This is a genomic window from Shinella sumterensis, assembly GCF_004514425.2.
Lineage (GTDB): Bacteria > Pseudomonadota > Alphaproteobacteria > Rhizobiales > Rhizobiaceae > Shinella > Shinella sumterensis.
Genome location: NZ_MYFN02000010.1, coordinates 1 through 24,990, shown reverse-complemented (window position 1 = coordinate 24,990; position 24,990 = coordinate 1). Strand labels below are relative to the sequence as shown.

Below are 24,990 nucleotides of genomic sequence, written 5' to 3'. Positions count from 1 at the left end.
GTGCGATTGAGATTCTAGACGGTAGGGAGCGATTCCGCGCTCCCGCGCACGTGAAATGGATGAAGCATGACGAGGTTGTCTCGAATTCTCCGCGCCATTCTCCGCTATGCCGGCTACGGCCTTGCGGTGCTGCTTGTCATTCTGGTCGCGGTTCTCGGCTTCGTCGGCTTCACGGATGCGGGCGCCCGCATGGCCGTTTCCTATGTGGAGAAGCTTGCCGCCGCAAGCGGGCAGGTCATTTCCATCAGCGAGCCGTCCGGGCTCCTGACGGGCCGGCTGCGCGCAGGTTCCGTCACCCTTGGCGACGACAAGGGCACCTATGCGGAAATCCACGACCTCGCCGTCGATTGGTCGCCGCTGGAACTCTTGTTCTTCAGCTTCGATGCATCTCGTGTCTCGGCATCCTCGATCTCGCTGCTGCGCCTGCCGGAATCCAAGGCGGATGCACAACCCTCCGACACGCCGTTCAAGCTGCCCGTCGAAGTTCATGTCGATTCGCTGGCGATCCCGGAACTCTTCGTCTCGGGCGCCGTGGCCGGTCGTGATCAGCGCATCGTCGTCTCCGGCCGTGGCGATGCGACCGCTGAGAGTGTGGCCATCAAGCTTTCCGCCAATGAAGTGGAGCGCCCGGACGCACGACTGGCTGCCGATATCGTCTTCAATCCGGCCGAGAACGTTCTGCGTCTTGAAACCGATGTCGCCGAACCGAAGGGCGGCCTGCTCGCCAATCTGCTCAAACTGCCGAACGAGCCCGCCGTCTCCATCCGCCTGACGGGTGACGGGCCGCTGTCGCAGTGGAAGGGCCGTCTGTCCGCCGCGCTCGATGGCACGGAGATGCTGCGTGTCGATGGCCGCCACGATCTTTCGGCCAATGGGCTGCATACCCTGTCGGTCAAGGGCGGCGGCACGTTCGATGCGTTGATGCCGCCGCAGTTACGGCCGCTTTTCGCCGGCGAGACGAACATCGATCTCGTCGCCGCCTTCGACGGTTCCGACATGGTGCGCGTCGAGAAGGGCAACATCGCGACCGGTGCGGTGGCGCTTGCCGCCTCCGGCGCCGTGAGCGCGACGGGGTCCAACGATTTCAATGTGAAGCTCGACGGGCGCGATGGCCCGATCGATTTCCGCTGGCCGCTCGCCGATGGCGATGCCCGTATCCTGATCGACGGCGCCGACATTTCCCTGACCGGCGAGGCAAGCGCCGCCGCCTTGCGGGCAGATGTCGCCGTGGTATCCGCGGCGCTGCCGGCGGGCCGGATCGAGAACATCCGCCTTTCCGTCCGTAGCGATGCGTTCAACGTGTCCAGCCAGTCCGGCCGGGTCGATGTGACGGTCGAGACCGGCGACATGGCTTTCGCCAATGCGGATATCGACCGCACGGTGAAGGGGCCGGCCAAGGTCATCGCAACCCTGAACGTGTCGCCGACAGAGATCGCCTTCGATCCCGCAACACTGGAAAGCGCCAGCATCGGCGGAACGCTTTCGGGCCGCTACGGGCTCGAAAGCCGCGAGGCCGACGTCAATTTCCGTCTTTTCGCGCTGCCCGCTGTTCTGCCGCCGGCCTTGTCCGGCAAGTTCGATACGACGATTGCGATGGAAGGGCGTCTTCAGCTGGCCGGCAACGGTGCGCTCCAGGTCACCGGTCTGCAGCTCAAGTCGGGGACGGCCGAGGCGGCCGGTGATGTCGCGCTCGCCGAGGGCAATCTCGATGCGACGCTTGCCGGCAAGGTCCTGAACCTCGGCAAGCTGCTGGGCGATGCCTCCGGCGAGGCGGCCTTCGACCTCTCGGCCAAGGGTCCGGTCGACGGGCTCGACGTTGCGGCCAAGGTCACATCCAGTGGCGCGACGCTTTCGGGGCGCACGCTGAGCGATCTCGTTGTCACGCTCAACGGGAAGGCCGTTGCGGACAGGCCCTCCGGGGAACTGACGGCGACGGGCGCGCTGGATGGACAGGCGATCAATGTGCGTTCCAGCATCACCTCGGAAGGCGGGCGCATCTCGGTGCCGGTGCTGGAAGCGGAGATCGGGGTGAACACGCTGAAAGGTTCGCTGGCGCTGACGCCGTCCTTCATGCCCGACGGCACGGTCCGCTTCAACTTTCCCGATCTCGGCCTGCTTGCGGCCATGGCCGGCCAAAAGGCGGCCGGCGATCTTTCCGGTCAGCTGGAGATCGCGACGACCAACGGCAGAACCTCGGCAACCGTTCAGGCGAGCGGTTCCGGCATAAGCCGTGATGCGATCAGCATTGCCAAGCCGACCGTGGACCTCACCATTACCGATCTCGCCACATTTGCGATCAACGGCACGGTTCGCGCCGAGCGCATCGTTTCGGGCGGGAACCGCGTCGATGCCCTCAGCCTTGATTTCTCGCGGGAAGGGCAGGCGACCCGGTTCGATCTCGGCGGTCGTCTCGACAATGCGCCGCTGGTCGCGAAGGGGCAGGTCGTCCAACGTGCCGGGGGTTTGGACGTCGCCTTGCAGACGTTCGAAGGCGCACCGCGCGGCATTGCCCTGAAGCTCGCAAGTCCGTCCACGATTGCTGTCGACAACGGCGTTGCGGTTCTCGACAAGCTCACCATCCAGGCCGGAACCGGCTCGGTTGCTGTATCGGGTCGGGCCGGCGAGACGCTGGACCTGTCGCTCGCTCTCAATGCCGTGCCGGCGGCGCTCATCAATAATTTCTCTCCAGGCCTCGGTGCGGAAGGCGCGATCGGCGGCACTGTGACGGTCAAGGGCAGGGCGGCCGCGCCTGTCGTCAATTACGCCCTCGACTGGAAGGGCGCCGTTACCAGCCAGACCCGTGGCGCGGGCATCGGGGCCATCGATATCAACGCGAAGGGCGAATTCGCCAACAACCAGGTCCGGCTCGACACGGTGCTTTCGGGCGCAGGCGGGCTGTCTTTCCGGGGTGGTGGCACGGTCGGGATCGGCGGCGCGACGCCGCTTGGCCTGAAGTTCAATGGTACGGTGCCGTTCGGATTGCTGCAGGGCCAGCTTTCGTCGCAGGGTTTCGTGTTGACCGGCAATGCCAATGCCGATGTCTCGATCGGCGGCACGGCGGCAGCGCCTTCGGTGACCGGCAGCATAACGGCCGGCGGTGCGCGTCTGGTCGATGTCCGGCGCAATCTCGCCGTGGACGACCTGACGGTGCGCATCACCATGGACGGCCGGCAGGCCGTTATCGAGACGCTGTCCGGCAGGCTGGCGAGCGGCGGGCAGCTTTCGGCCACCGGCCGTATCGGCATCGATCCGGCCAGCGGCTTCCCGGTCGATGTGGCGATCAAGCTGGGCGATGTCACCTATGTCGACGGTACGCTGGTCACCGCCAATGTGACCGGCGACCTCACCGTCAAGGGACCGTTGGCCGATATCGTGCTGGCCGGCCGGGTGCGCATCAACAAGGCGAACATCACCATTCCGCAAAAACTGCCGGCTTCGCTGTCGGAGATCGATATCAAGCATCGCAACGCGCCGGCGGACGTGAAGCGCATGAACGCCGACGTGCAACGTGACCAGGGGGCGAGCGGCGCCTCACGCGGCATCGGCCTCAACCTGACCATCGAGGCACCGGGCCAGCTTTTCGTGCGTGGCCGCGGCATCAATGCAGAGCTGGGCGGCAGCCTCACCGTGACGGGGACGTCGTCGTCGCCGGTCGTGTCGGGCGGTTTCGAGCTTGAGCGCGGCCGCATGGAAATCCTGGCGCGCCGGCTCGATTTCTCCAGCGCGCATATCGGCTTTACAGGAGGCCTGGTGCCGACCGTCAACCTCGTTGCGGGAAGCACGGCCGGCACGACGGAAATCACCGTGACCGTGGCCGGCGTCGCCAGCAACCCGACGGTGACCTTCGCCTCCTCGCCTGCGCTGCCGCAGGATGAAATCCTGGCGCAGCTCATCTTCAACCGCTCCATGTCCAACCTGTCGGCGGTGCAGATCGCGCAGCTTGCCGCTGCGGCAAGCCAGCTGGCAGGCGGCAGTTCCACCGGCCTGCTCGACAGCCTGCGCAGCAAGCTCGGCGTCGACGACCTCGATATCACGACGGATGCGGAGGGCCGCGCGGCGGTTTCGGCCGGCAAGTATCTCAACGACCGCACCTATATCGAGCTGAAGCAGGATCCGGAGACGAACGGCGCCAAGGCCGTCATCAATCTGGATGTCGGCCGTGGCGTCAAGCTGCGCGGGGAAGCCGGCAGCGGCGGCAGTGCGGGCGCCGGTATCTTCTACGAAAAGGAATACTGAGCCCGCCGCTCAGGCAAAGGCATTCTTCGTCGTCTTGAGGAGAATGTTGGTTTCGGTCCCGTTGATGCCGTCGATCAGACGGATGCGGTGCAGCGTTTCGTCGAAGGTGCCGAGGTCGCGATCTTCGAGTTCGGCGATGAAATCCCAGCGGCCATTGGTCGAGTGAAGCGCGCGGACCTGAGGCAGGCCGCGCAGCTGCGCCGCCACGCGGTCGGCCATCTTGCCGTGGACCTCGATCATCACGATGGCGCGCACGCCGCTGCCCGTCAGCTCCGCACCGGTCTTGATGGTGAAGGCGGCGATCGTGCCGGAGGAGACGAGCCGTTCGATCCGCGCGGCAACCGTTGCACGCGAGGCGCCGGTCATCGCGGCGAGCGAGGAGACCGGTGTGCGCGCATTGTGGCGCAAGGCGCTGATCAGGGCGTGGTCGAGATCATCGAGACTTATCATTATGTCGATCCATGCTTGGCAAAATGCTGATCCAGCGATTCTATTTGTCAGTTTTCCCCCTTTTTGCCAACAGCGTGACCGGTAATAATCACCCAAAACCGGGGCAAACCGGCTTCACGCATTCGCGGGGAAATCATGGCTGACAACAACACGCATATCGCGCTGATCGGCGCGCCTCTTGAAGAAGGTTCCGGCCGGCGCGGCGCTTCCATGGGCCCGACGGCCCTGCGCATCGCAGGCGTCGATTCGACCCTGCGCGACCTCGGACATACGGTCACAGACGAGGGCGACCTGCGGCCCGTTCCGGCGCGCGACCTCGCGAACCATCCGAAGGCCAACAACCTGCAGGTCGTCGCTGCTTTCGCGCGTGCGCTCGATACCGCCGTCTACGATGCCGCGCATAGCGGCCGGTTTCCGCTGATCCTCGGCGGCGATCATGCGCTGTCCATGGGGTCCGTCTCCGGCATGGCCCGTCACGCCGCCGATCTCGGCCGTCCGCTGTTCGTGCTCTGGCTGGATGCGCATGCCGACTTCAATTCTCCGGCGAGCTCGCCCTCCGGCAACATGCACGGCATGCCGGTTGCCTTCTTCTGCGGTGAGGCGGAGTTTGCGCCCATCCTTGAGGCTGGACGCCCGCTGGTCGATCCGAAGAATGTCTTCCAGGTCGGTATCCGCTCCGTCGATGCGCGCGAGCGCGAGGAAATCTCCGAGCATGGCGTCAATGTCTTCGACATGCGGGCGGTCGACGAGATCGGCATGGCGCATATCATGCACGACATCATCGCCCGCATCCGCGCGGCAAACGGCCTCTTGCATGTGAGCCTCGACGTCGATTTTCTCGATCCCGATCTCGCGCCCGGCGTCGGCACGACGGTGCCCGGTGGCGCGACCTTCCGCGAGGCCCATCTGATCATGGAGATGCTCTGCGACAGCGGGCTCGTCTCCTCGCTCGATCTCGTCGAGCTCAACCCCTTCCTCGACGACCGCGGCAAGAGCGCCCGCATTCTCGTCGAGCTGACCGCAAGTCTTTTCGGCCGCCGGATTCTCGACCGGCCGACCCGCAGCGCCTGAAACCGGAGGGATACAATGTCACCGTCGACCGCCAGCCTGATCGAAACCGAGCATCGCCTCGGCGCCCATAACTACAAGCCGCTCGACGTGGTGTTGTCGCGGGGCGAGGGCGTGCATGTCTGGGATGTCGACGGCAACCGGTATCTGGATTGCCTCTCGGCCTATTCGGCGGTCAACCAGGGACATTGCCACCCGAAGATCCTGGCGGCGATGGTGGAGCAGGCGCAGAAGCTCACCTTGACCTCCCGCGCCTTCCGCAACGACCAGCTTGCGCATTTCTACGAAGAGATCGCCGCACTCACCGGTTCGCACAAGGTGCTGCCGATGAATTCGGGTGCGGAAGCGGTCGAGACCGCCGTCAAGGCAGTGCGCAAATGGGGCTATGAGGTAAAGGGCGTGCCGGAGGGCCAGGCCGAGATCATCGTCTGCGCCAACAACTTCCATGGCCGGACCATGGGCATTGTCGGCTTCTCCACGGATCCGGATGCGCGCGTCGGCTTCGGCCCCTTCGCGCCAGGCTTCCGCCATGTGCCCTTCGGCGATATCGATGCCTTCCGCAACGTGATCACCGAAAACACGGTGGCCTTCCTCATCGAGCCCATACAGGGCGAGGCGGGTGTGCTCATTCCGCCGGTCGGCTATTTCACGTCGGTTCGTGAGCTTTGCACGCAGCATGGCATCACGCTCATCCTGGATGAGATCCAGACGGGGCTTGGTCGCACCGGCAAGCTGCTGGCGGAAGAGCATGAGGGCATCGAGGCGGATGTCACGCTGGTCGGCAAGGCGCTGTCCGGCGGTTTCTATCCGGTCTCGGCGGTGCTCTCGAACAGCGAGGTGCTGGGTGTGCTCAAGCCCGGGCAGCACGGCTCGACCTTCGGCGGCAATCCACTCGCATGCGCCATCGCACGCGCGGCTTTGAAGGTGCTTGTCGAGGAAGACATGATCGGCAATTCCGCGCGCATGGGCGAACGCTTCCAGGCCGGGCTCAAGGGCATCCGCTCCAATATCATCAAGGACGTGCGCGGCCGCGGCCTGATGCTGGCGGTCGAGCTCGATCCCGCGGCCGGCGGCGCGCGCAAATATTGCGAGGCGCTGAAGGAGCGCGGCATTCTTGCCAAGGATACGCATGGCGACACGATCCGCATTGCGCCGCCGCTCGTCATCACCGGCGATCAGGTCGATTGGGCGCTGGAGCAGTTCGAGGCCGTGCTGCGCACCTGAGCACCCAACTCGATAGACGAAAGAAAGGCCCTGCGACGCGGGGCCTTTTTGCTGGTCACGACGGATGTTGGAAAGATTTTAACCAGGGTGTGCATAGGATCGGTCAATTCGTCGCTCCAACTGGGAAGATCCCGATGACCTCCATCAAGACGACCGGCTTTACCGGCGATACGCTCGAAATCATCGCATTCCGTCTGCATGATCAGGAATTCTGCGTGAAGACGACCACGATCCGCGAAATCCGCGGCTGGGCGCCGTCCACGCCGATCCCGCATTCGCCGCCGGATGTCATCGGCGTGATGAACCTGCGCGGCACGGTGATCCCGATCATCGATCTCGCCCACAAGCTCGGCATGAAGAGCACGGAAGCCAATGAGCGCAGCGCGATCGTCGTTGCCGAAGTGCACAATATGGTCGTCGGCCTCGTCGTCGACCGTGTCTCCGATATCCTCACCATTCGCAGCGAGCAGATCCAGCCGGTGCCGGAAGTGACGACCTCCTTCGACAAGGTCTATGCGGAAGGCATCATCGCCCATGAGAACGGCATGATCTGCTTCCTGAACCTTGCGCGCATGTTCAAGGAACGCGACATGGACGATATGGCAGCCTGACCGGCGGCACATCCCCACAATCGTGAAGGCCGTCACACTTGGTGTGACGGTCTTTTTTATGCTCCGGCAATGCAACCTATGAGATAGTATCGCATCATTTTCGGCGACGTCTACTCACGTAACGTCAGTCAGCGCTTATGATTGCTTGATTAAGTCACTGTAATATATGGCCCCAAAAAACAGTCATTTCCATTTTTATCAATTTTTAATGAAGCAACTCTATCTTTGATTGTGCAGTCTTTGCTTGCGATGAGGGTTCTCTGCGAGGATTGCGTTCAGGGAGGCCAATGCATGGCGGAGATCATGCCACCACTCCCGCAACCGACGATCGCCACGCGGCAATCACCAAAGGCCGTGGCCGTCACATATGGGGACAGGTCATGATTTCTTTCGCAAGGTTTACGGATTCGGGCCATATCATCGACGCCCTGTCACGTTCGCAGGCGGTGATACAGTTCGATCTCACCGGCAATGTTCTGACTGCCAACGAAAACTTCTGCACGGCGCTCGGCTACGATCTGGCAGAGATCGTCGGTCAGCATCACCGGATGTTCTGCGACGCCGCGCATACGGCCAGCGACGACTACCGGCAGTTCTGGATGCGGCTTGGGCGTGGTGAGTATGATTCCGGCAGCTACAAGCGTCTGCGCAAGGATGGCAGCGAAATCTGGATCCAGGCGTCGTACAATCCGGTCTTTCGGGGCGGAAAGCCCTACAAGGTGGTCAAGTTCGCGACGGACATCACGCTTGCAAAAATCCGTGCTGCGGAGGACGCGAGCAAGCTCGATGCGATCTCGCGCTCACAGGCGGTCATCGAATTCACGCCGACCGGCGAAATCCTGCATGCCAACGAAAACTTTTGTGCCGGGCTCGGCTATGACCTGGCGGAGATCGTCGGGAAACATCACCGCATGTTCTGCGATCCCGCTTATGCGCAGACGCCCGCCTATGCCGATTTCTGGAAGAGCCTCGCGGCGGGAAATTTCATCTCCAGCGAGTTCGTGCGTTACGGCAAGGGCGGCAAGGAGATCTGGATCCAGGCGGCCTATAACCCGATCCGGGACCTGAACGGCCGGGTCTACAAGGTCGTCAAGTTCGCAACCGACGTCACGGAACGCATGTCGGCGATCAACGCGCTTGGCGGCGCGCTCAAGGCGCTTGCGGAAGGCGACCTCACGCAACATCTCGCGATGCCCTTCGTTCCCTCGATGGAAAAGGTGCGCAGCGACTTCAATTCGGCCGTCGCCGGTCTCCACGCCGCAATGCGGACGGTCGAAACCAATGCGAACGCCATCGCCTCGGGCGCGCAGCAGATCCGTTCGGCAGCGGACGACCTGGCCAAGCGCACGGAACGACAGGCGGCTTCCGTCGAGGAAACCGCGGCCGCGCTCGACCAGATCACGACGACGGTGAGCGATTCGAGCAAGCGGGCCGATGAAGCCGGCAGCCTGGTGGGACAGACCCGGGCGGGCGCCGAAAAATCCGGCGAGGTCGTCAAGCGCGCGATCGACGCCATGGGCCAGATCGAGCAGTCCTCGCGTGAGATTTCCAGCATCATCGGAGTCATTGACGATATCGCCTTCCAGACGAACCTGCTGGCGCTCAACGCCGGGGTGGAGGCGGCGCGGGCAGGCGAGGCCGGCAAGGGCTTTGCGGTCGTCGCACAGGAAGTGCGTGAACTCGCGCAGCGTTCGGCGAGTGCCGCAAAGGACATCAAGGCACTGATCACGACATCGGGCGAGCAGGTAAAGAGCGGTGTGTCGCTTGTCGACGAGACGGGGCGGACCCTGCGCGAGATCCTGACACAGGTGCTCGAGGTCCACACGAACGTCGTCGCCATCGTGGAAGCATCGCGCGAGCAGTCGACGGGGCTTCGCGAGATCAACCAGGCCGTCAACGCGATGGACCAGGCGACGCAGCAGAACGCCGCGATGGTGGAGGAAAGCACGGCCGCCAGCCACGCCATGGCGCGCGAGGCGGATGCGCTTCATGGCCTCATCCGCCGCTTCCGCCTGGCGGAAACCGTAAGCCAGACGCAACGCACGGCATCGCCGACGCCTGTCGCCCAGCTCCATGCGGTCGCGCGGACGATGCGCGCACCACAAAGCTCGGCGGCTCAGGCGGCCGCCGATTGGGAAGAGTTCTGATCGCTATGCAGGGGACGCCCGGCCGAAGCGCCGGGCGTTGCGCTTGATATCAGGGCGTTGCCGTTGCCGCGGCCTGCGCGGGCGGCACTTCGGCCGGCGGCGGACGACGGATCAGTGGCGCGGCCTCCAGCACGAGGCTGTCGAGGCCTCCACCGCCATGGTTGTCGATGAGATCGAAGAGCTGCCGGCGCATGCGCGGTTCCCAGAACTTGTTGATGTGGGTCGCCACGCCGTTCGGGCCTTCGCTTGCCGGCTGGGAGTGGAAGAAGGTGGCGATCTGGTTCGCCATGCGCACGATCTTGTTGCCTTCCGACATGTCCGTCTCCTAGCCATTGCCCAGGCGCCGCTCGGCGCCGGTTCCGATGCGGTCCGCACCGGTGAAAATCTCGAATTCGCCGCCGCGCACCAATGCGATCAGCGTCATGCCCGCGTCCTCCGCCGTGCGGATGGCGAGCGCCGTCGGGGCGGAGATGGCGATGATGAAGGGGCTGCCGATGATCGCCGTCTTCTGCACCATCTCCACGGACACGCGGCTCGTCACGACGACCGCGCCCGCATGGCCGGCATGGCCCGCCCGTCGCGCCGCGCCGACCAGCTTGTCGAGCGCATTGTGGCGGCCGACATCCTCCCTGACGGCGATGAGCCCCTGGCCGGGCACATAAAAGCCTGCGCCGTGAACGGCGCGCGTCGCCATGTGCAGCGGTTGCTGGCCGTTGAGCAGCCGCACGGCCTCCACCACGCCGTCTTCCGAAAGCGTAAGTGTAGACGCACGCACGGACGGCGTCGTGCGAACGGCCTGTTCGATCGATTCGATGCCGCAGAGGCCACAACCCACAGGGCCTGCCATGTGCCGGCGGCGGGCGACGAGCGCGTCGTTCTGTTCGTCCGCAAGACGGATCTGCAGGTCGATGCCCTTGTCTTCGGCCTCCACGTCGATCGTTTCGATCTCCGCCGGGTCGGTGATGATGCCTTCGGTCAGGCTGAAGCCGACGGCAAAATCCTCAAGGTCCGCCGGGGTCGCCATCATGACGGCGTGGGTCGAGCCGGCATAGGAGAAGGCGATCGGCGTCTCCTCGGGAACGAAACGCTCGCCGTCAGAGAGCCGCCCGTTGCGCCGGGCGGTCTCGCGGACCTTCGCGGTGGTTGGGAAGTCGGGCACGCTCGATCCTATTCCGCTGCCTCCAGCTTGCCCTTGATGCGGCGCGACCGGCGGGCGAGCTCGTCATATTCGACCTGCCAGTCGGACGGTCCGTTCGACGGCGAGATCTGCACGGCCGTCACCTTATACTCGGGACAGTTCGTCGCCCAGTCCGAGAAATCGGTGGTGATGACGTTTGCCTGCGTCGTCGGGTGGTGGAAGGTCGTGTAGACGACGCCCGGTGCGACGCGATCGGTGATGAGTGCGCGAAGCGTCGTGTCGCCGGCGCGGCTGGAGAGCCGCACCCAGTCACCTTCGCGGATGCCGCGGTTCTCGGCATCGTGCGGATGGATTTCCAGCCGGTCCTCCTCATGCCAGATGACGTTGTCGGTGCGCCGTGTCTGGGCGCCGACATTGTACTGGCTGAGAATGCGGCCGGTGGTGAGCAGCAGCGGGAAGCGCGGACCGGTCTTTTCATCGGTGGCGACATATTCCGTGCGGATGAACTTACCCTTGCCGCGGACGAAGCCGTTGGTATGCATGATCGGCGAGCCGAACGGGTTCTTTTCGTTGCAGGGCCACTGCACGGAGCCGACCTTGTCGAGATAGTCATAGGACACCAGCGCGAAGCTCGGTGTCGTTGCGGCGATCTCGTCCATGATCTCGGAAGGATGCGTGTAGGTCCAGTCGAGGCCCATCGCCTTGGCGAGGTTCTGCGTGACCTCCCAGTCGGCATAGCCGTTCTTCGGCGTCATGACGCGGCGCACGCGGTTGATGCGGCGCTCCGCATTGGTGAAGGTGCCGTCCTTTTCCAGGAAGGTCGAGCCCGGCAGGAAGACATGGGCGTAGTTGGCGGTCTCGTTGAGGAACAGGTCCTGCACGACGACGCATTCCATCGCAGCCAGTCCGGCAGAGACGTGCTTGGTGTCCGGGTCGGACTGGAGGATATCCTCGCCCTGAATGTAGATGCCCTTGAACGTGCCCTCGACGGCGGCATCCAGCATGTTGGGAATGCGCAGGCCCGGTTCGTTGTTGAGCTTCACGCCCCACAGCTTTTCGAAGATATCACGCGTCGCGTCGTCGGAGATGTGGCGATAGCCGGGCAGTTCGTGCGGGAACGAGCCCATGTCGCACGAGCCCTGCACGTTGTTCTGGCCGCGCAGCGGATTCACGCCCACGCCGGGACGGCCGATATTGCCGGTCGCCATGGCGAGGTTGGCGATGGCCATGACCGTGGTCGAGCCCTGGCTGTGTTCGGTGACGCCGAGACCGTAATAGATCGAGCCGTTGCCGCCGGTGGCGAAGAGGCGGGCGGCGCCGCGCAGCGCTTCGGCCGGAACGCCGGTGAAGGCTTCCGTCTCCTCGGGGCTGTGGCGCGGTTCGGCGACGAAGGACGCCCAGTCCTCGAATTCCGACCAGTCGCACCGCTCGCGGATGAACGCCTCGTCGCAGAGGCCTTCCGTCACGATGACATGGGCGAGCGCGGTGACGACGGCAACGTTCGTGCCGGGCTTCAGCGGCAGGTGGTAGGATGCCTTGATATGCGGCGACGACACGAGTTCCGTGCGCCGCGGATCGATGACGATGAGCTTGGCGCCCTTGCGCAGGCGCTTTTTGAGGCGCGAGCCGAAGACCGGATGGGCATCGGTGGGGTTTGCGCCGATGACGATGACGACATCCGTGTGCTCAACCGAATCGAAATTCTGGGTGCCGGCCGAGGTGCCGAAGGCCTGCCCGAGACCGTAGCCGGTCGGCGAATGGCAGACGCGGGCGCAGGTATCGACATTGTTGTTGCCGAAGCCGGCGCGGATCAGCTTCTGGATGAGATAGGTCTCCTCGTTCGTGCAGCGCGACGAGGTGATGCCGCCGATGGAATCACGACCGTACTGGTACTGGATGCGGCGGAACTCGGAAGCGACATGCGCGTAGGCCTCTTCCCAGGTCACTTCGCGCCAGGGATCGGAGATCTTCTCGCGGATCATCGGGTTGAGGATGCGCTCGCGGTGGGACGAGTAGCCATAGGCGAAGCGGCCCTTGACGCAGGAATGGCCGCGATTGGCCTGTCCGTCCTTCCACGGCACCATGCGCACCAGCTCTTCGCCGCGCATTTCCGCCTTGAAGGAGCAGCCAACGCCGCAATAGGCGCAGGTCGTCACGACGGAATGTTCCGGCTGGCCGATCTCGATCACCGACTTCTCGGTCAGCGTCGCCGTCGGGCAGGCCTGCACGCAGGCGCCGCAGGAAACGCATTCGGATTCGAGGAAATGCTCGTGCATGCCGGGCGAAACGCGGCTGTCGAAACCGCGGCCTTCGATGGTCAGCGCAAAGGTGCCCTGGACCTCCTCGCAGGCGCGCACGCAGCGCGAGCAGACGATGCACTTGGATGGGTCGTAGGTGAAATAGGGGTTGGATTCGTCCTTCGGCATCCAGCGGGCGTTTGCTTCGCCATTGTTGCGCGCCTTGACGTGGTTGTCGCCCTCGTAGCCGTAGCGAACGTCGCGCAGGCCAACGGCGCCGGCCATGTCCTGCAACTCGCAGTCGCCGTTCGCCGCACAGGTGAGACAGTCGAGCGGGTGATCGGAGATATAGAGTTCCATCACGCCCTTGCGGATGTCCTTCAGGCGACCGGTCTGGGTGTGGACGACGAGGCCGGGTGCGACCGGCGTCGTGCAGGAGGCTGGCGTGCCGTTGCGGCCTTCGATTTCGACAAGACAGAGGCGGCAGGAGCCGAAGGCATCCACCATGTCGGTGGCGCAGAGCTTGGGTACCTGGATGCCTGCCTCCATCGAGGCGCGCATGATGGACGTGCCCTCGGGGACGGTGATTTCGTTGCCGTCGATGGTGAGCGTCACCATCTTTTCCGAGCGGGAGGCGGGGGTGCCGTAATCGATTTCGGGAACGAGAGGCATGGGCTTACTCCGCTGCTTCGGCGATCGGCGCCGGCGAAAAGTCTTCCGGGAAATGGTTCATCGCGCTGAGCACGGGGTAGGGCGTGAACCCGCCGAGCGCGCAGAGCGAACCGAACTTCATCGTGTTGCAGAGATCGGCCAGCAGTTCGCGGTTCTTCTGGGGCTCGATGCCCTGCGCGATCTTGTCGGCCGTCTCGACGCCACGCGTCGAGCCGATGCGACAGGGCGTGCACTTGCCGCAGCTTTCAACGGCGCAGAACTCCATGGCGAAGCGTGCCTGCTTCAGCATGTCGACGGTGTCGTCGAAGACGGTGATGCCGGCATGGCCGATGAGGCCGTCCCTGGCCGCGAAGGCTTCGTAGTCGAAGGGCGTATCGAACAGCGCGCGCGGGAAATAGGCGCCGAGCGGGCCGCCCACCTGCACGGCGCGAACCGGCCGGCCGGAGGCGGTGCCGCCGCCGATATCGTCGACGATCTCGCCGAGCGTCAGGCCGAAGGCCGTCTCGAAGAGGCCGCCATACCTGATGTTGCCCGCGATCTGGATCGGGATCGTGCCGCGCGAGCGGCCCATGCCGAAATCACGATAGAACGCGGCGCCGCGATCCATGATCACAGGCACGGAGGCGAGCGAGATGACGTTGTTGACGACGGTGGGACGGCCGAGGAAGCCCTGCAAGGCGGGCAGCGGCGGCTTGGCGCGCACGATGCCGCGCTTGCCTTCGAGGCTGTTGAGCAGCGCGGTTTCCTCGCCGCAGACATAGGCACCCGCGCCGACGCGCACTTCCATGTCGAAGGCCTTGCCGGAGCCCAGCACGGACGGGCCGAGGATGCCGGCCTTGCGGGCGATCTCCACGGCAGCGGTCATGGTCTCGATGGCGTGCGGATATTCCGAACGGGTGTAGATGAAGCCCTTCGTCGCGCCGGTCGCCAGGCCGGCGATCGCCATACCCTCGATCAGAACGAAGGGGTCGCCTTCCATGATCATGCGGTCGGCGAAGGTGCCGCTATCGCCCTCGTCGGCGTTGCAGACGATGTATTTCTGCGCGCCCGGCGCCTCGAGAACCGTCTTCCATTTGATGCCGGTCGGGAAGCCCGCGCCGCCGCGCCCGCGCAGGCCCGAGTCAGTGACCTGCTGGACGATGTCGGCCGGCTGCAGGGTCACGGCCTTCTCCAGGCCCTTCATGCCCTGATAGTGCCGGTATTCCTCCAGCGAGAGCGGATCGGTGACGCCGCAGCGGGCGAAGGTCAACCTTGTCTGGCGGGCGAGGAACGGTATCTCCTTCGTCCGCCCGCGACAGAGCGGATGATCGGCCCCTTGCAGGAAGCCCGCCTCGAAAAGCGATGGCACGTCCGAAGGTTTGACCGGTCCGTAGGCGATGCGCCCTTTCTCCGTGCGCACCTCGACCAGCGGCTCCAGCCAGTGCATGCCGCGCGAGCCGTTGCGCACGATGCGGGCGTCGAGGCCGCGGGTTTCGATTTCGCGCGCGATTGCCGTGGCGACACGGTCTGCGCCCAGCGCCAGGGCGGCGGCGTCCCGCGGTACGAAGATGGTGATGGTCATCGGCGTGCCTCCGCGACGAGTTCCCTGGCAAGCTCGGCGTCGACCCTTCCGTGCACCTCGCCGTCGAGCATGGCGGCGGGTGCGCAGGAACAGAGCCCGAGACAGTAGACCGGTTCGAGCGTCACCGCGCCATCCAGCGTCGTCTGGTGGAAATCGATGCCGAGCAGCGCCTTGACGCGCTCGGCGAGCGCGTCGCCGCCCATCGACTGACAGGCTTCGGCGCGACAGAGCTTCAGCACGTGCCTGCCGGTGGGGTGGTCGCGATAATCGTGATAGAAGGTGACGACGCCATGCACCTCGGCGCGCGAAAGGTTCAGCTCCCGCGCGATGACCGGCAGGCTTTCCTGCGGGACGTAGCCGAACTCCGCCTGGATCTCATGCAGGATGGGGAGAAGCGGCCCCTCAAGCCCCTTCAGGTCGCCGACAATAGCCAGCGTTCTTGTTTCGACATCGCTGCCGAGGACATGTACATTCATGGTCAGGCCTCCCAACCGACACGAATGAACCACGGGAGATATGGGGTTCCTGCGCGCCGATGCTCATGAAACTGCTCGACGAGAACCGGAACCCTGTCGATCCCCGCGGACTATTTTGACAGCTTCTCAGCCGTGACGCGAGTGGTCAATAAAGCAAAGCCGTTGAGCGATAGGAAATTTCTATCAATCCATGCCGTTCTCGGCCAGCGTGCGCGCTTCGTGGAGCAAGGCGGAAACGAGCGGTGTGAACGGCTCGCGATGCGTGGCCACCAGGCCGATCGTGTGGTGCGGATCAGGGTCTGTAAGGGAAACTATACTGATTTCGTCAGGAAATCCAAACGATTTCGCGACATTTCGCGGCATGATGCTCGACCATCGGCCGGTGCGCACATGGGAGAACAGCACGATCATCGAATTCGCCTCAAGCGAAGGTTCGACCGTGACCCCCGCTTCGGCGAAGTGACGGTTGATAATGCGGCGGTTCTGCATGTCCGCGGTCAATAGGCAAAGCCTAACGCTGCCGGCCTCCTGCCAGGTCACAGTTTCGCGATCCGAGAACGGATTGCCCTTGGCCGTGATGAGGCAATAGTGCTCGTGCAGCAGCGGCACGCTCGTCACGCGACCCAGCGGCTCGTTCTCCAGATAGGTCAGACCGGCGTCGATCTCGAGGTTTTCCAGGAGCCCGAGGATCTTGATCGAGGTGGTCGAGACGATGGAGAAGGTGACGTCGGGATGTTTCTCCTGAAAGGGCGCCGTGATGCGCGGCACCATCGACAGCGTCGTGGGAATGGCGGCAAGGCGGATATGGCCGGAGAGGCCCTTTCGCGCCGCGCGCATTTCCTCGCGCATGGTCCGCGTGTCGCCGACGATGCGGCGCGCCCATTCCAGCACCCGCTGCCCCTCGGGCGTCAGGCCCTGGAAACGCGAGCCGCGCACGACGAGCATCACGCCCAGCTGATCCTCCAGCTGGCGGATCGCGGCCGAAAGCGTCGGCTGCGAAATGCCGATTTCTTCCGCAGCCCGGGCGAAGTGTCGTTCGCGTGCCAGCGCTATGAAATATTCGAGCTTGTCGATCATGTCCGAACGGCGCCTCCCGCCCCTTGATACAAAAGAACAGTGGCGGCACCAATGCCCTGCGTCCTATATCTCGATGACGCACCGAACAGGAGGAGCATGCGATGACGTTTCAGGCACTGTTGGTAGAGAAGGCCGGTGACGGCGCGGTCACCGCCTCGGTCCAGGAGCTCGACGATTCGCGGCTTCCCGACGGCGACGTGACCGTTGCGGTGGAATATTCGACGCTCAATTACAAGGATGGCCTGTGCATCAACGGCAAGGGCGGGCTTGTGCGCACCTTCCCGCATGTGCCGGGCGTGGATTTTGCCGGGACGGTCGAGACGTCCGACGATCCGCGTTACCGGCCGGGCGACCGGGTCGTGCTGACCGGCTGGCGGGTCGGTGAGGTCTGGTGGGGCGGCTATGCGACACGGGCGCGTGTGAAGGCCGATTGGCTGGTGCCGCTGCCGGACGCGCTTTCGACACGGCAGGCCATGGCGATCGGCACGGCGGGGCTGACCTCCATGCTGTCCGTCATCGCGCTGGAAAAGGCGGGCGTCTCGCCGCTGAAGGGCGAAGTGCTCGTCACCGGCGCTGCCGGCGGGGTCGGCTCGGTCGGCGTCGCGCTGCTGGCGAGGCTCGGTTATTCGGTCGCCGCCGTCACCGGCCGGCCCGAAACGGCGGGTTATCTGAAATCGCTCGGCGCGGAAACCATCGTCGAGCGGGCGGAGCTTGCAGAGGCAAACAGCAAGCCGCTCGAATCGGAGCGCTGGGCGGGCGCCATCGACGCCGTGGGCGGGGACATGCTGGCGCGCGTCCTCAAGCAGATGAAATATGACGGTGCGGTTGCCGCGGTCGGCCTGGCGGCCGGTGCCGGCGTGCCCTCCTTCACCGTCATTCCGTTCCTGCTGCGCGGGGTCAGCCTGCTCGGCATCGATTCCGTCATGCGCCCCTATGACCAGCGGGTCGAGGCCTGGAACCGTATCGCCACCGACCTGCCGATGGAGATGCTGGAAGCGATGGTCGTCGAGCGAAGGCTCTCCGACCTGCCGGAACTGGCAAACCAGATACTCGACGGCAAGGTGAAGGGCCGCGTTGTCATCGACGTCAACGCGTGATCGCCGTTGCGGTCAGCAGATGAGCTGGCCGCCGTTCACCTCCAGCACCTGGCCGGTGACGTAGCCCGAAAGGGCGTTGGACGCCAGGAAGAGGTAGGCGGGCGCGCAATCTTCCGGCGTGCCGAGCCGCTGCAAGGGGATCGTCTTGCGCGTCGCCTCCAGCTTCTCGGTGGACGAATAGCGCGAATGGAAGTCGGTGGTGATGGTGCCCGGCGAGACGCAATTGACGCGGATGCCATCGGGCGCAAGCTCGCGGGCCAGGGCCTTGGAGTAAGTGGAGACGAAAGCCTTGGTGGCGGAATAGATCGCCGACCCCGGGCTGCCGCCGGTCAGCGCTGAAATGGACACCGTGTTGACGATTGCGGCATGCTGCGCGCGGCGCAGCGAGCGCAGGAGTGCGCGGGTCACTTCCACGACGGACGTCTGGTTGAGGCGCACGACGGTTTCGTATTGCTCATCGGTGAGGTCGGCGGCGGGGAAGCGGCCCACCATCGTGCCGGCATTGTTGATCAGCACATCGATGTGAGGAAACAGGCTGTCGGTTCGCTCCAGAAGGGCACCGATGCCGCCTTCCTCCAGGAAATCCGCATAGACGATATGGGCGCGTGCTTCCGCAACGGCGTTCTCCAGGAAATCGGGCAGCGGACCGGCGGCGGCCCGGCCGCCATGCAGCAGCACGCGCGCGCCGCAGTCGAGGAACTGCCGGGCGATCTCCAGCCCGATGCCACGGCCCGCGCCGGTGACGACGACATTGGCTCCCTTGAACAAGGCTGGATGAAACATGCGCTTTCCTCCCGATATCACGCGTGCCGGCAGTATCACAAAAAGCGACGCGCGGACCAAGAAGGCATTGCGGGTCAATTGATGTGGGTTCGTTTTTGCATATGATGAAAGAAAACGAAAGCATCGGGAGGAGCATCATGTTTCTGACAGGGCGACAGGCGGAGATCGTGGATCTCGCCAAGGCCGAGGGACGTGTGCTCGTGGAGGACCTGGCCGCGCGCTTTTCGGTGACGCCGCAGACGATCCGCAAGGACCTCAACGATCTGTGCGACGACAAGGTGCTGACGCGCATTCATGGCGGCGCGCTGTTTCCCAGCGGCAACGAGAATGTGAAATACGAGGCGCGCCGTTCCATCGCCGCGCCGGAAAAGCAGGCGATCGGTCGTGCGGCCGCGGCGATGATCCCGGACAATTCCTCGCTGTTCATCAATATCGGCACCACGACGGAAGCCGTTGGCGAGGCCTTGCTCGACCACAAGGAGCTGATGGTCATCACCAACAACATCAATGTCGCCAACCGCTTGCGCGTCTATCCCTCGATCGAGGTGGTGATTGCCGGCGGCGTCGTGCGCGGCGCGGATGGCGGCATCGTCGGGGAGGCGGCGGTCGACTTCATCCGCCAGTTCAAGGTGGATTATGCCGTCATCGGCGCCTCGGCAATCGACCAGGACGGGGCGCTGCTGGACTTCGACTACCGCGAGGTGAAGGTCGCGCAGGCGATCATCGCCAATGCCCGCCATGTCATCCTCGTTTCGGACGCGACGAAGTTCGAACGAACGGCGCCGGTGAGGATCGGCCATCTTTCGCAGGTCAACACCTTTATCACCGACAGCTGTCCCTTCGAGGATATCAGGGCGATCTGCCAGGAAAACGACGTGCGTCTCATCGAGACATCCACCGTGGAGTGACGGCGGCCGGCGATTTCAGTCCGCATTCGTTTGACATTCGAAATATTTTCGTTTCTACTCTCTATGCTTTCGCAGATGCGCAAATTTGTGCAATGCGAAATGGGAGGGTGTTTTGCAGGGCGACGTGATCCACGATATTTTCGTTATCGGCGGCGGTATCAACGGCTGCGGCATCGCGCGCGACGCTGCCGGCCGCGGCTACTCGGTCGTGCTCGCGGAGATGAAGGATTTTGCGTCGGGCACGTCTTCGGCCTCCACCAAGCTCATTCATGGCGGGCTGCGGTATCTCGAGCACTACGAATTCCGCCTGGTGCGCGAGGCGCTCATGGAGCGCGAGGTGTTGTGGGCCATGGCGCCGCACGTCATCTGGCCCATGCGCTTCGTGCTGCCGTTCCAGAAGGGCGGCCTGCGTCCGGCCTGGCTCATCCGCCTCGGGCTTTTCCTCTATGACTATATCGGCGGCCGCAAGCTGCTGCCGGCCACGCGCACGCTCGATCTCGCCAAGGATCCGGCCGGCCGGCCACTGAAGACGCTTTTCCGCAAGGCTTTCGAATATTCCGACGGCTGGGTGGACGATGCCCGGCTCGTCGTGCTGAACGCACGCGACGCCGCCGATCGCGGCGCCGATATCCGCACGGCCACCGCGGTGGTCAATGCGCGGCGGGAAAACGGGCACTGGGTCGTCGAGACGGAGAATGCCGAGACGGGCGCGCGCGAGACGATGCAGGCGCGCATGCTGGTCAATGCCGCCGGCCCCTGGGTGGACAGGGTCCTGTCTTCTGCCGTCGGCCGCAACGACGTGCACAATGTCCGCCTCGTCCAGGGCAGCCACATCGTCGTGAAGAAGAAATTCTCCGATCCTCGCGCCTACTTCTTCCAGAACCCGGATGGGCGTATCATGTTCGCCATTCCCTATCAGGAAGAGTTCACCCTGATCGGGACGACGGACCGGGATTACCAGGGCGACCCGCGCGATGTGCGCATCGCGGACGAGGAGATCGATTACCTCTGCGCCTCGGCAAGCGAGTATTTCGCGGAGCCCGTGGTGCGCGACGATATCGTCTGGACCTATTCGGGTGTGCGCCCTCTCTTCGACGACGGCGCGAACAAGGCGCAGGAGGCAACCCGCGACTATGTGCTGAAGGTGGAGGGCGCGGACGGACAGGCGCCGCTACTCAATATCTTCGGCGGAAAGCTTACCACATACCGCCGGCTCGCGGAGGCCGCGCTGGACAAGATCGGAGAGGCTATCGGCGTCAAGGGTGCACGCTGGACCGCGCATTCGCGCCTGCCCGGCGGCGACTTTAACGTCGATGGTTTCGAGGCCGAGGTGAAGACGCTTTCCGCGCGCTTTCCGTTCCTGCAACCCGCCCATGCGCGCCGGCTGGTGCGGTTGTATGGTACGCGCGCATCGGCTCTGCTTGGCGATGCGCGGACGACGGAGGACATGGGGCGGCATTTCGGCAGCGATCTCTACGAGGCCGAAGTGCGCTGGTTGATGCGGGAGGAATGGGCGCGCCACGCCGAGGACGTGCTGTGGCGTCGAACGAAGAGAGGATTGCATATTTCGGCCGCCGAGGCGGCCGTGCTGGAGGACTATATGCAAGGGCGGTAACGCCCGGCGATAGCGCCTAATCCGGTGTCTGGGAAGAGCTACGGAGACAGGAATGCTTGAACTGAAAAACATCACGAAGATTGTGGGAGGGGAGACGCACATCCACCCGACCGATCTCGTGCTCGAACGCGGCTCTTTGAACGTGCTGCTGGGCCCGACCTTGTCGGGCAAGACGTCTCTGATGCGGCTGATGGCGGGGCTCGACACGCCGACGGCGGGTTCCGTGTGGTTCGACGGCAGGGATGTCACGGGCGTGCGCGTGCAGGATCGCGGCGTCGCCATGGTCTACCAGCAGTTCATCAACTATCCGGCCTTGACCGTCTACGAGAACATCGCCTCACCAATGCGCATCAAGGGCGCCGACAAGGCGACCATCGACCGCGAGGTGCGCAAGGCCGCCGAACTCCTGAAGCTCACACCCTATCTCGACCGCACGCCGCTCAACCTGTCGGGCGGCCAGCAGCAGCGCACGGCGCTCGCTCGCGCCATCGTCAAGAATGCCAGCCTCGTTCTGCTCGACGAGCCGCTCGCCAATCTCGACTACAAGCTGCGCGAGGAACTGCGCCTGGAACTGCCGAAGATCTTCGCCGCGTCGGGTGCGATCTTCGTCTATGCGACGACCGAGCCTTCGGAAGCGCTGCTCTTGGGTGGTAACACCGCGACGCTATCCGAAGGCCGCATCACGCAGTTCGGCCGCACCATCGACGTCTATCGCCGGCCGAACGATCTCCTGACGGCCCGCACCTTCGCCGACCCGCCGCTCAACACGATGCAGGTCACAAAGAAGGCCGGGCAGTTCGAGGTCGGCGGCAAGCCGGTGCTGCCGGTGCCGGCGCATCTGTCCGCGCTGCCCGATGGTCCCTGCACCATCGCGTTCCATCCGCACCACCTGTCGCTCACCAGCCAGAACCCGGCGTCGGCCAGCCTGCAGGCGCGCACGGCGATCTCCGAGATCGCCGGTTCGGAGAGCTTCATCTACGTCCAGTTCGAGGGCAGCCATTGGGTCATGCTCTCACCGGGCATCCACGATATCGAGCCGGATACGCTGATCACCGTCCATGTCGATACGCGCCATCTGATGGCCTTCGGCGCGGACGGCGGGGCGATCGCCGAGCCCGTGGCCGCGGCGGCCTGAGGAGGACACGATGGCACGTATCACGCTCGATCATATCCGCCACGCCTACGGCGAAAAGCCGAAGTCGGAGGCGGACTATTCGCTGAAGGAAGTGCATCACGAGTGGAACGACGGCGGCGCCTATGCGCTGCTTGGTCCCTCCGGCTGCGGCAAGACCACGCTGCTCAACATCATCTCGGGCCTGTTGCAGCCTTCCGAAGGCCGCATCCTGTTCGATGGGAAGGATGTCACGCATCTGTCGACGCAGCAGCGCAACATCGCGCAGGTCTTCCAGTTCCCGGTCATCTACGACACCATGACGGTCTACGACAATCTGGCCTTCCCGCTGCGCAACCGTGGCGTGGCCGAGCCGGAAGTCGACCGCCGGGTGCGTGAGATCCTCGAGATGATCGATCTCGCCAGCTGGGCGAAGAAGAAGGCGCGCGGCCTGACGGCCGACCAGAAGCAGAAGATCTCGCTTGGCCGCGGCCTCGTGCGCAACGACGTCAATGCCATCCTCTTCGACGAGCCGCTGACGGTCATCGACCCGCACATGAAGTGGCAGTTGCGTTCGCAGCTCAAGAAGCTGCATCGTCAGTTCGGCTTCACCATGGTCTATGTCACGCATGACCAGACGGAAGCACTGACCTTCGCCGACAAGGTCGTCGTCATGTATGACGGCCAGATCGTGCAGATCGGCACGCCGGCGGAACTGTTCGAGAGGCCGAAACATACCTTCGTCGGCTATTTCATCGGTTCGCCCGGCATGAACGTGCTGCCGGCCGCCATTGACGGAAGCAGCGTGACTGTCGGCGGGCAAGTGCTGACGCTGGACTACAGGCCGGCGGTCGCCGCGGGCGCGAGAACCGAACTCGGCATCCGCCCGGAATTCATTTCGCTTTCGCGTGACGGCATGCCGGTGTCGATCAGCAAGGTCGAGGATATCGGCCGCCAGAAGATCGTGCGGGCGGAATTCGCCGGCAAGCCTATTGCCATCGTCGTGCCGGAGGATGGCGAGATCCCCGCCGAGCCGCGCGTGACCTTCGATCCCGCCGCCATCAACATCTACGCCGATAGCTGGCGTGTCGGCAGGGAGGGCTGACCATGAACAAGACCTGGAACAACAAGGCCTGGTTCATGGTGCTGCCGGTGCTGCTGCTGGTCGCGTTTTCGGCGGTCATCCCGCTGATGACGGTCGTGAACTATTCGGTGCAGGATACGTTCGGCAACAACCAGTTCTTCTGGAACGGCGTGGGCTGGTTTTCCGATGTGATGGCATCGGATCGCTTCTGGCAGGCGCTTGGGCGCAACCTGCTGTTCTCCATCATCATTCTGTCGATCGAAATCCCGCTCGGCATCCTGATTGCGCTCAACATGCCGAAGAAGGGCCTGGGCGTGCCCGTCTGCCTCGTCCTGATGGCGTTGCCGCTGCTCATTCCGTGGAATGTCGTCGGCACGATCTGGCAGGTCTTCGGCCGCGTCGATATCGGCCTGCTCGGCCATGCGTTGGTGTCGCTCGGTATCAGCTACAATTACGTCAACAACATCTTCGACGCCTGGATGACGCTCATCATCATGGACGTCTGGCATTGGACGAGCCTTGTCGTTCTCTTGTGCTATGCGGGCCTCGTCTCCATTCCCGAGGCCTATTACCAGGCCGCCAAGATCGACGGCGCATCGCGCTGGGCCGTGTTCCGCTACATCCAGCTGCCGAAGATGAAGCGCGTGCTGCTGATCGCATTCCTGCTGCGCTTCATGGACAGCTTCATGATCTACACCGAGCCCTTTGTCGTGACGGGCGGCGGTCCGGGCAACTCCACCACGTTCCTGTCGATCGACCTCGTGAAGATGGCGATCGGCCAGTTCGACCTCGGCCCGGCTGCGGCCATGTCCATCATCTACTTCCTGATCATCCTGCTTCTGTCGTGGATCTTCTACACGGTCATGACCAGCAGCGATGAACAGGCGTGAGGGAGGAAACCATGACCTCACAGGCAACCACCGCAACCGCCCTTCAGGCAACCTCCAGCGATACGCATGTCAGGGCGGGCGTGCGCACCCGGCGCAGCCTCTCCTGGCTTGTCCCCACCCTTTACATCGTGTTCCTGCTTTTGCCGATCTACTGGCTGGTGAACATGAGCTTCAAGACGAACACGGAGATCATGACGTCGGTATCGTTGTGGCCGGCGAACCCGACGCTCAGGAACTATGCGGTGATCTTCACCGATCCGGCGTGGTATTCGGGTTATATCAACTCGATCATCTACGTTGTGCTCAACACGGTGATCTCCGTTTCGGTGGCGCTGCCGGCGGCCTATGCCTTCTCTCGCTACCGGTTTTTGGGCGACAAGCACCTGTTCTTCTGGCTGCTCACCAACCGCATGGCGCCGCCGGCGGTGTTTGCGCTGCCGTTCTTCCAGCTCTATTCCGCCTTCGGCCTGATCGACACCCATATCGCGGTGGCGATCGCGCATTGCCTGTTCAACGTGCCGCTGGCGGTGTGGATCCTGGAAGGCTTCATGTCGGGCGTGCCCAAGGAGATCGACGAGACCGCCTATATCGACGGCTATTCGTTC

20 protein-coding genes are annotated in these 24,990 nt (G+C 64.0%); 12 read left to right on the top strand and 8 right to left on the bottom strand.

All coding sequences use genetic code 11. The annotated features are described in order from the left end of the window. Positions 1-66 precede the first annotated feature (66 nt). Positions 67-4,236 (top strand): translocation/assembly module TamB domain-containing protein, encoded by a 4,170-nt coding sequence (locus B5M41_RS17705; RefSeq protein WP_134651387.1) that lies wholly within the window; start codon positions 67-69, stop codon positions 4,234-4,236. A gap of 9 nt (positions 4,237-4,245) precedes the next feature. Here the strand turns inward: B5M41_RS17705 and B5M41_RS17700 are convergent, their stop codons facing one another. Continuing rightward, positions 4,246-4,686: an Lrp/AsnC family transcriptional regulator gene (locus tag B5M41_RS17700; protein WP_134651389.1), complete on the bottom strand. Its 441-nt coding sequence runs from the start codon at positions 4,684-4,686 to the stop codon at positions 4,246-4,248. Between the two features lie 135 nt (positions 4,687-4,821). Here B5M41_RS17700 and rocF point away from each other — a divergent pair, with 135 nt between their 5' ends. The 4 genes from rocF to B5M41_RS17680 all read left to right on the top strand — a co-directional run bounded on the left by rocF (position 4,822) and on the right by B5M41_RS17680 (position 9,736). Further along, positions 4,822-5,757 (top strand): arginase, encoded by a 936-nt coding sequence (rocF, locus tag B5M41_RS17695; RefSeq protein WP_134651391.1) that lies wholly within the window; start codon positions 4,822-4,824, stop codon positions 5,755-5,757. A gap of 15 nt (positions 5,758-5,772) precedes the next feature. Then, entirely contained in the window at positions 5,773-6,978 is a 1,206-nt protein-coding gene (rocD, locus tag B5M41_RS17690; RefSeq protein WP_134651393.1) for an ornithine--oxo-acid transaminase, read from the top strand. A 134-nt stretch (positions 6,979-7,112) separates the two neighbouring features. Continuing rightward, positions 7,113-7,589 carry a chemotaxis protein CheW gene (locus tag B5M41_RS17685; protein ID WP_134651395.1) on the top strand — a complete coding sequence of 159 codons (477 nt, stop codon included), beginning with the start codon at positions 7,113-7,115 and terminating at the stop codon, positions 7,587-7,589. A 380-nt stretch (positions 7,590-7,969) separates the two neighbouring features. After that, positions 7,970-9,736, top strand: coding sequence for a methyl-accepting chemotaxis protein (locus B5M41_RS17680; RefSeq protein ID WP_134651397.1), 1,767 nt, complete (start codon positions 7,970-7,972; stop codon positions 9,734-9,736). A gap of 49 nt (positions 9,737-9,785) precedes the next feature. On the opposite strand, the gene B5M41_RS17675 is transcribed toward B5M41_RS17680, so the two are convergent. The 6 genes from B5M41_RS17675 to B5M41_RS17650 form a co-directional block, all read right to left on the bottom strand. Further along, entirely contained in the window at positions 9,786-10,052 is a 267-nt protein-coding gene (locus B5M41_RS17675) for a formate dehydrogenase subunit delta (protein ID WP_134651399.1), read from the bottom strand. A gap of 9 nt (positions 10,053-10,061) precedes the next feature. After that, a complete protein-coding gene (gene fdhD / locus B5M41_RS17670; RefSeq protein WP_167719371.1) occupies positions 10,062-10,895 on the bottom strand; it encodes a formate dehydrogenase accessory sulfurtransferase FdhD in 834 nt (277 codons plus the stop codon). Positions 10,896-10,903: 8 nt separating this feature from the next. Further along, complete coding sequence (gene fdhF, locus B5M41_RS17665; protein WP_134651403.1) at positions 10,904-13,783, bottom strand: formate dehydrogenase subunit alpha; 2,880 nt, start codon at positions 13,781-13,783, stop codon at positions 10,904-10,906. 4 nt (positions 13,784-13,787) lie between these two features. Next, positions 13,788-15,344 carry a formate dehydrogenase beta subunit gene (locus tag B5M41_RS17660; protein ID WP_134651405.1) on the bottom strand — a complete coding sequence of 519 codons (1,557 nt, stop codon included), beginning with the start codon at positions 15,342-15,344 and terminating at the stop codon, positions 13,788-13,790. Continuing rightward, positions 15,341-15,820: a formate dehydrogenase subunit gamma gene (locus tag B5M41_RS17655; protein ID WP_134651407.1), complete on the bottom strand. Its 480-nt coding sequence runs from the start codon at positions 15,818-15,820 to the stop codon at positions 15,341-15,343. The genes B5M41_RS17660 and B5M41_RS17655 overlap by 4 nt, the downstream gene beginning before the upstream one ends. Before the next feature lie 183 nt (positions 15,821-16,003). Continuing rightward, positions 16,004-16,897 (bottom strand): LysR family transcriptional regulator, encoded by an 894-nt coding sequence (locus B5M41_RS17650; protein WP_134651409.1) that lies wholly within the window; start codon positions 16,895-16,897, stop codon positions 16,004-16,006. A gap of 101 nt (positions 16,898-16,998) precedes the next feature. Between B5M41_RS17650 and acuI the strand changes: the two genes are divergently transcribed. Then, positions 16,999-17,994, top strand: a complete 996-nt coding sequence (gene acuI / locus B5M41_RS17645; protein ID WP_134651411.1) for an acrylyl-CoA reductase (NADPH) — start codon at positions 16,999-17,001, stop codon at positions 17,992-17,994. A gap of 12 nt (positions 17,995-18,006) precedes the next feature. On the opposite strand, the gene B5M41_RS17640 is transcribed toward acuI, so the two are convergent. Continuing rightward, complete coding sequence (locus B5M41_RS17640; protein ID WP_134651413.1) at positions 18,007-18,777, bottom strand: SDR family NAD(P)-dependent oxidoreductase; 771 nt, start codon at positions 18,775-18,777, stop codon at positions 18,007-18,009. Positions 18,778-18,914: 137 nt separating this feature from the next. Here B5M41_RS17640 and B5M41_RS17635 point away from each other — a divergent pair, with 137 nt between their 5' ends. The 6 genes from B5M41_RS17635 to B5M41_RS17610 all read left to right on the top strand — a co-directional run. Beyond that, entirely contained in the window at positions 18,915-19,685 is a 771-nt protein-coding gene (locus tag B5M41_RS17635; protein WP_134651415.1) for a DeoR/GlpR family DNA-binding transcription regulator, read from the top strand. A gap of 112 nt (positions 19,686-19,797) precedes the next feature. Next, positions 19,798-21,300 (top strand): glycerol-3-phosphate dehydrogenase, encoded by a 1,503-nt coding sequence (glpD, locus tag B5M41_RS17630; RefSeq protein WP_134651417.1) that lies wholly within the window; start codon positions 19,798-19,800, stop codon positions 21,298-21,300. A 52-nt stretch (positions 21,301-21,352) separates the two neighbouring features. Continuing rightward, a complete protein-coding gene (locus B5M41_RS17625) occupies positions 21,353-22,435 on the top strand; it encodes an ABC transporter ATP-binding protein (protein ID WP_134651419.1) in 1,083 nt (360 codons plus the stop codon). Positions 22,436-22,445: 10 nt separating this feature from the next. Next, a complete protein-coding gene (locus tag B5M41_RS17620; RefSeq protein ID WP_134651421.1) occupies positions 22,446-23,516 on the top strand; it encodes an ABC transporter ATP-binding protein in 1,071 nt (356 codons plus the stop codon). 2 nt (positions 23,517-23,518) lie between these two features. After that, positions 23,519-24,385: a carbohydrate ABC transporter permease gene (locus tag B5M41_RS17615; RefSeq protein WP_134651423.1), complete on the top strand. Its 867-nt coding sequence runs from the start codon at positions 23,519-23,521 to the stop codon at positions 24,383-24,385. 11 nt (positions 24,386-24,396) lie between these two features. After that, on the top strand, positions 24,397-24,990 hold a 594-nt coding region (locus tag B5M41_RS17610; protein ID WP_230640208.1), incomplete at its 3' end, for a carbohydrate ABC transporter permease.

Excerpts from the sequence above, each read along its gene's own strand:
- B5M41_RS17650 (WP_134651409.1), bottom strand. The coding sequence starts at position 16,897 with ATGATCGACAAGCTCGAATATTTCATAGCGCTGGCACGCGAACGACAC.
- B5M41_RS17680 (WP_134651397.1), top strand. The coding sequence starts at position 7,970 with ATGATTTCTTTCGCAAGGTTTACGGATTCGGGCCATATCATCGACGCC.
- B5M41_RS17620 (WP_134651421.1), top strand. The coding sequence starts at position 22,446 with ATGGCACGTATCACGCTCGATCATATCCGCCACGCCTACGGCGAAAAG.
- acuI (WP_134651411.1), top strand. The coding sequence starts at position 16,999 with ATGACGTTTCAGGCACTGTTGGTAGAGAAGGCCGGTGACGGCGCGGTC.
- B5M41_RS17675 (WP_134651399.1), bottom strand. The coding sequence starts at position 10,052 with ATGTCGGAAGGCAACAAGATCGTGCGCATGGCGAACCAGATCGCCACC.
- B5M41_RS17625 (WP_134651419.1), top strand. The coding sequence starts at position 21,353 with ATGCTTGAACTGAAAAACATCACGAAGATTGTGGGAGGGGAGACGCAC.
- B5M41_RS17660 (WP_134651405.1), bottom strand. The coding sequence starts at position 15,344 with ATGACCATCACCATCTTCGTACCGCGGGACGCCGCCGCCCTGGCGCTG.
- B5M41_RS17685 (WP_134651395.1), top strand. The coding sequence starts at position 7,113 with ATGACCTCCATCAAGACGACCGGCTTTACCGGCGATACGCTCGAAATC.
- B5M41_RS17635 (WP_134651415.1), top strand. The coding sequence starts at position 18,915 with ATGTTTCTGACAGGGCGACAGGCGGAGATCGTGGATCTCGCCAAGGCC.
- B5M41_RS17640 (WP_134651413.1), bottom strand. The coding sequence starts at position 18,777 with ATGTTTCATCCAGCCTTGTTCAAGGGAGCCAATGTCGTCGTCACCGGC.
- rocD (WP_134651393.1), top strand. The coding sequence starts at position 5,773 with ATGTCACCGTCGACCGCCAGCCTGATCGAAACCGAGCATCGCCTCGGC.
- B5M41_RS17700 (WP_134651389.1), bottom strand. The coding sequence starts at position 4,686 with ATGATAAGTCTCGATGATCTCGACCACGCCCTGATCAGCGCCTTGCGC.
- rocF (WP_134651391.1), top strand. The coding sequence starts at position 4,822 with ATGGCTGACAACAACACGCATATCGCGCTGATCGGCGCGCCTCTTGAA.
- fdhF (WP_134651403.1), bottom strand. The coding sequence starts at position 13,783 with ATGCCTCTCGTTCCCGAAATCGATTACGGCACCCCCGCCTCCCGCTCG.
- B5M41_RS17705 (WP_134651387.1), top strand. The coding sequence starts at position 67 with ATGACGAGGTTGTCTCGAATTCTCCGCGCCATTCTCCGCTATGCCGGC.
- B5M41_RS17615 (WP_134651423.1), top strand. The coding sequence starts at position 23,519 with ATGAACAAGACCTGGAACAACAAGGCCTGGTTCATGGTGCTGCCGGTG.
- B5M41_RS17655 (WP_134651407.1), bottom strand. The coding sequence starts at position 15,820 with ATGAATGTACATGTCCTCGGCAGCGATGTCGAAACAAGAACGCTGGCT.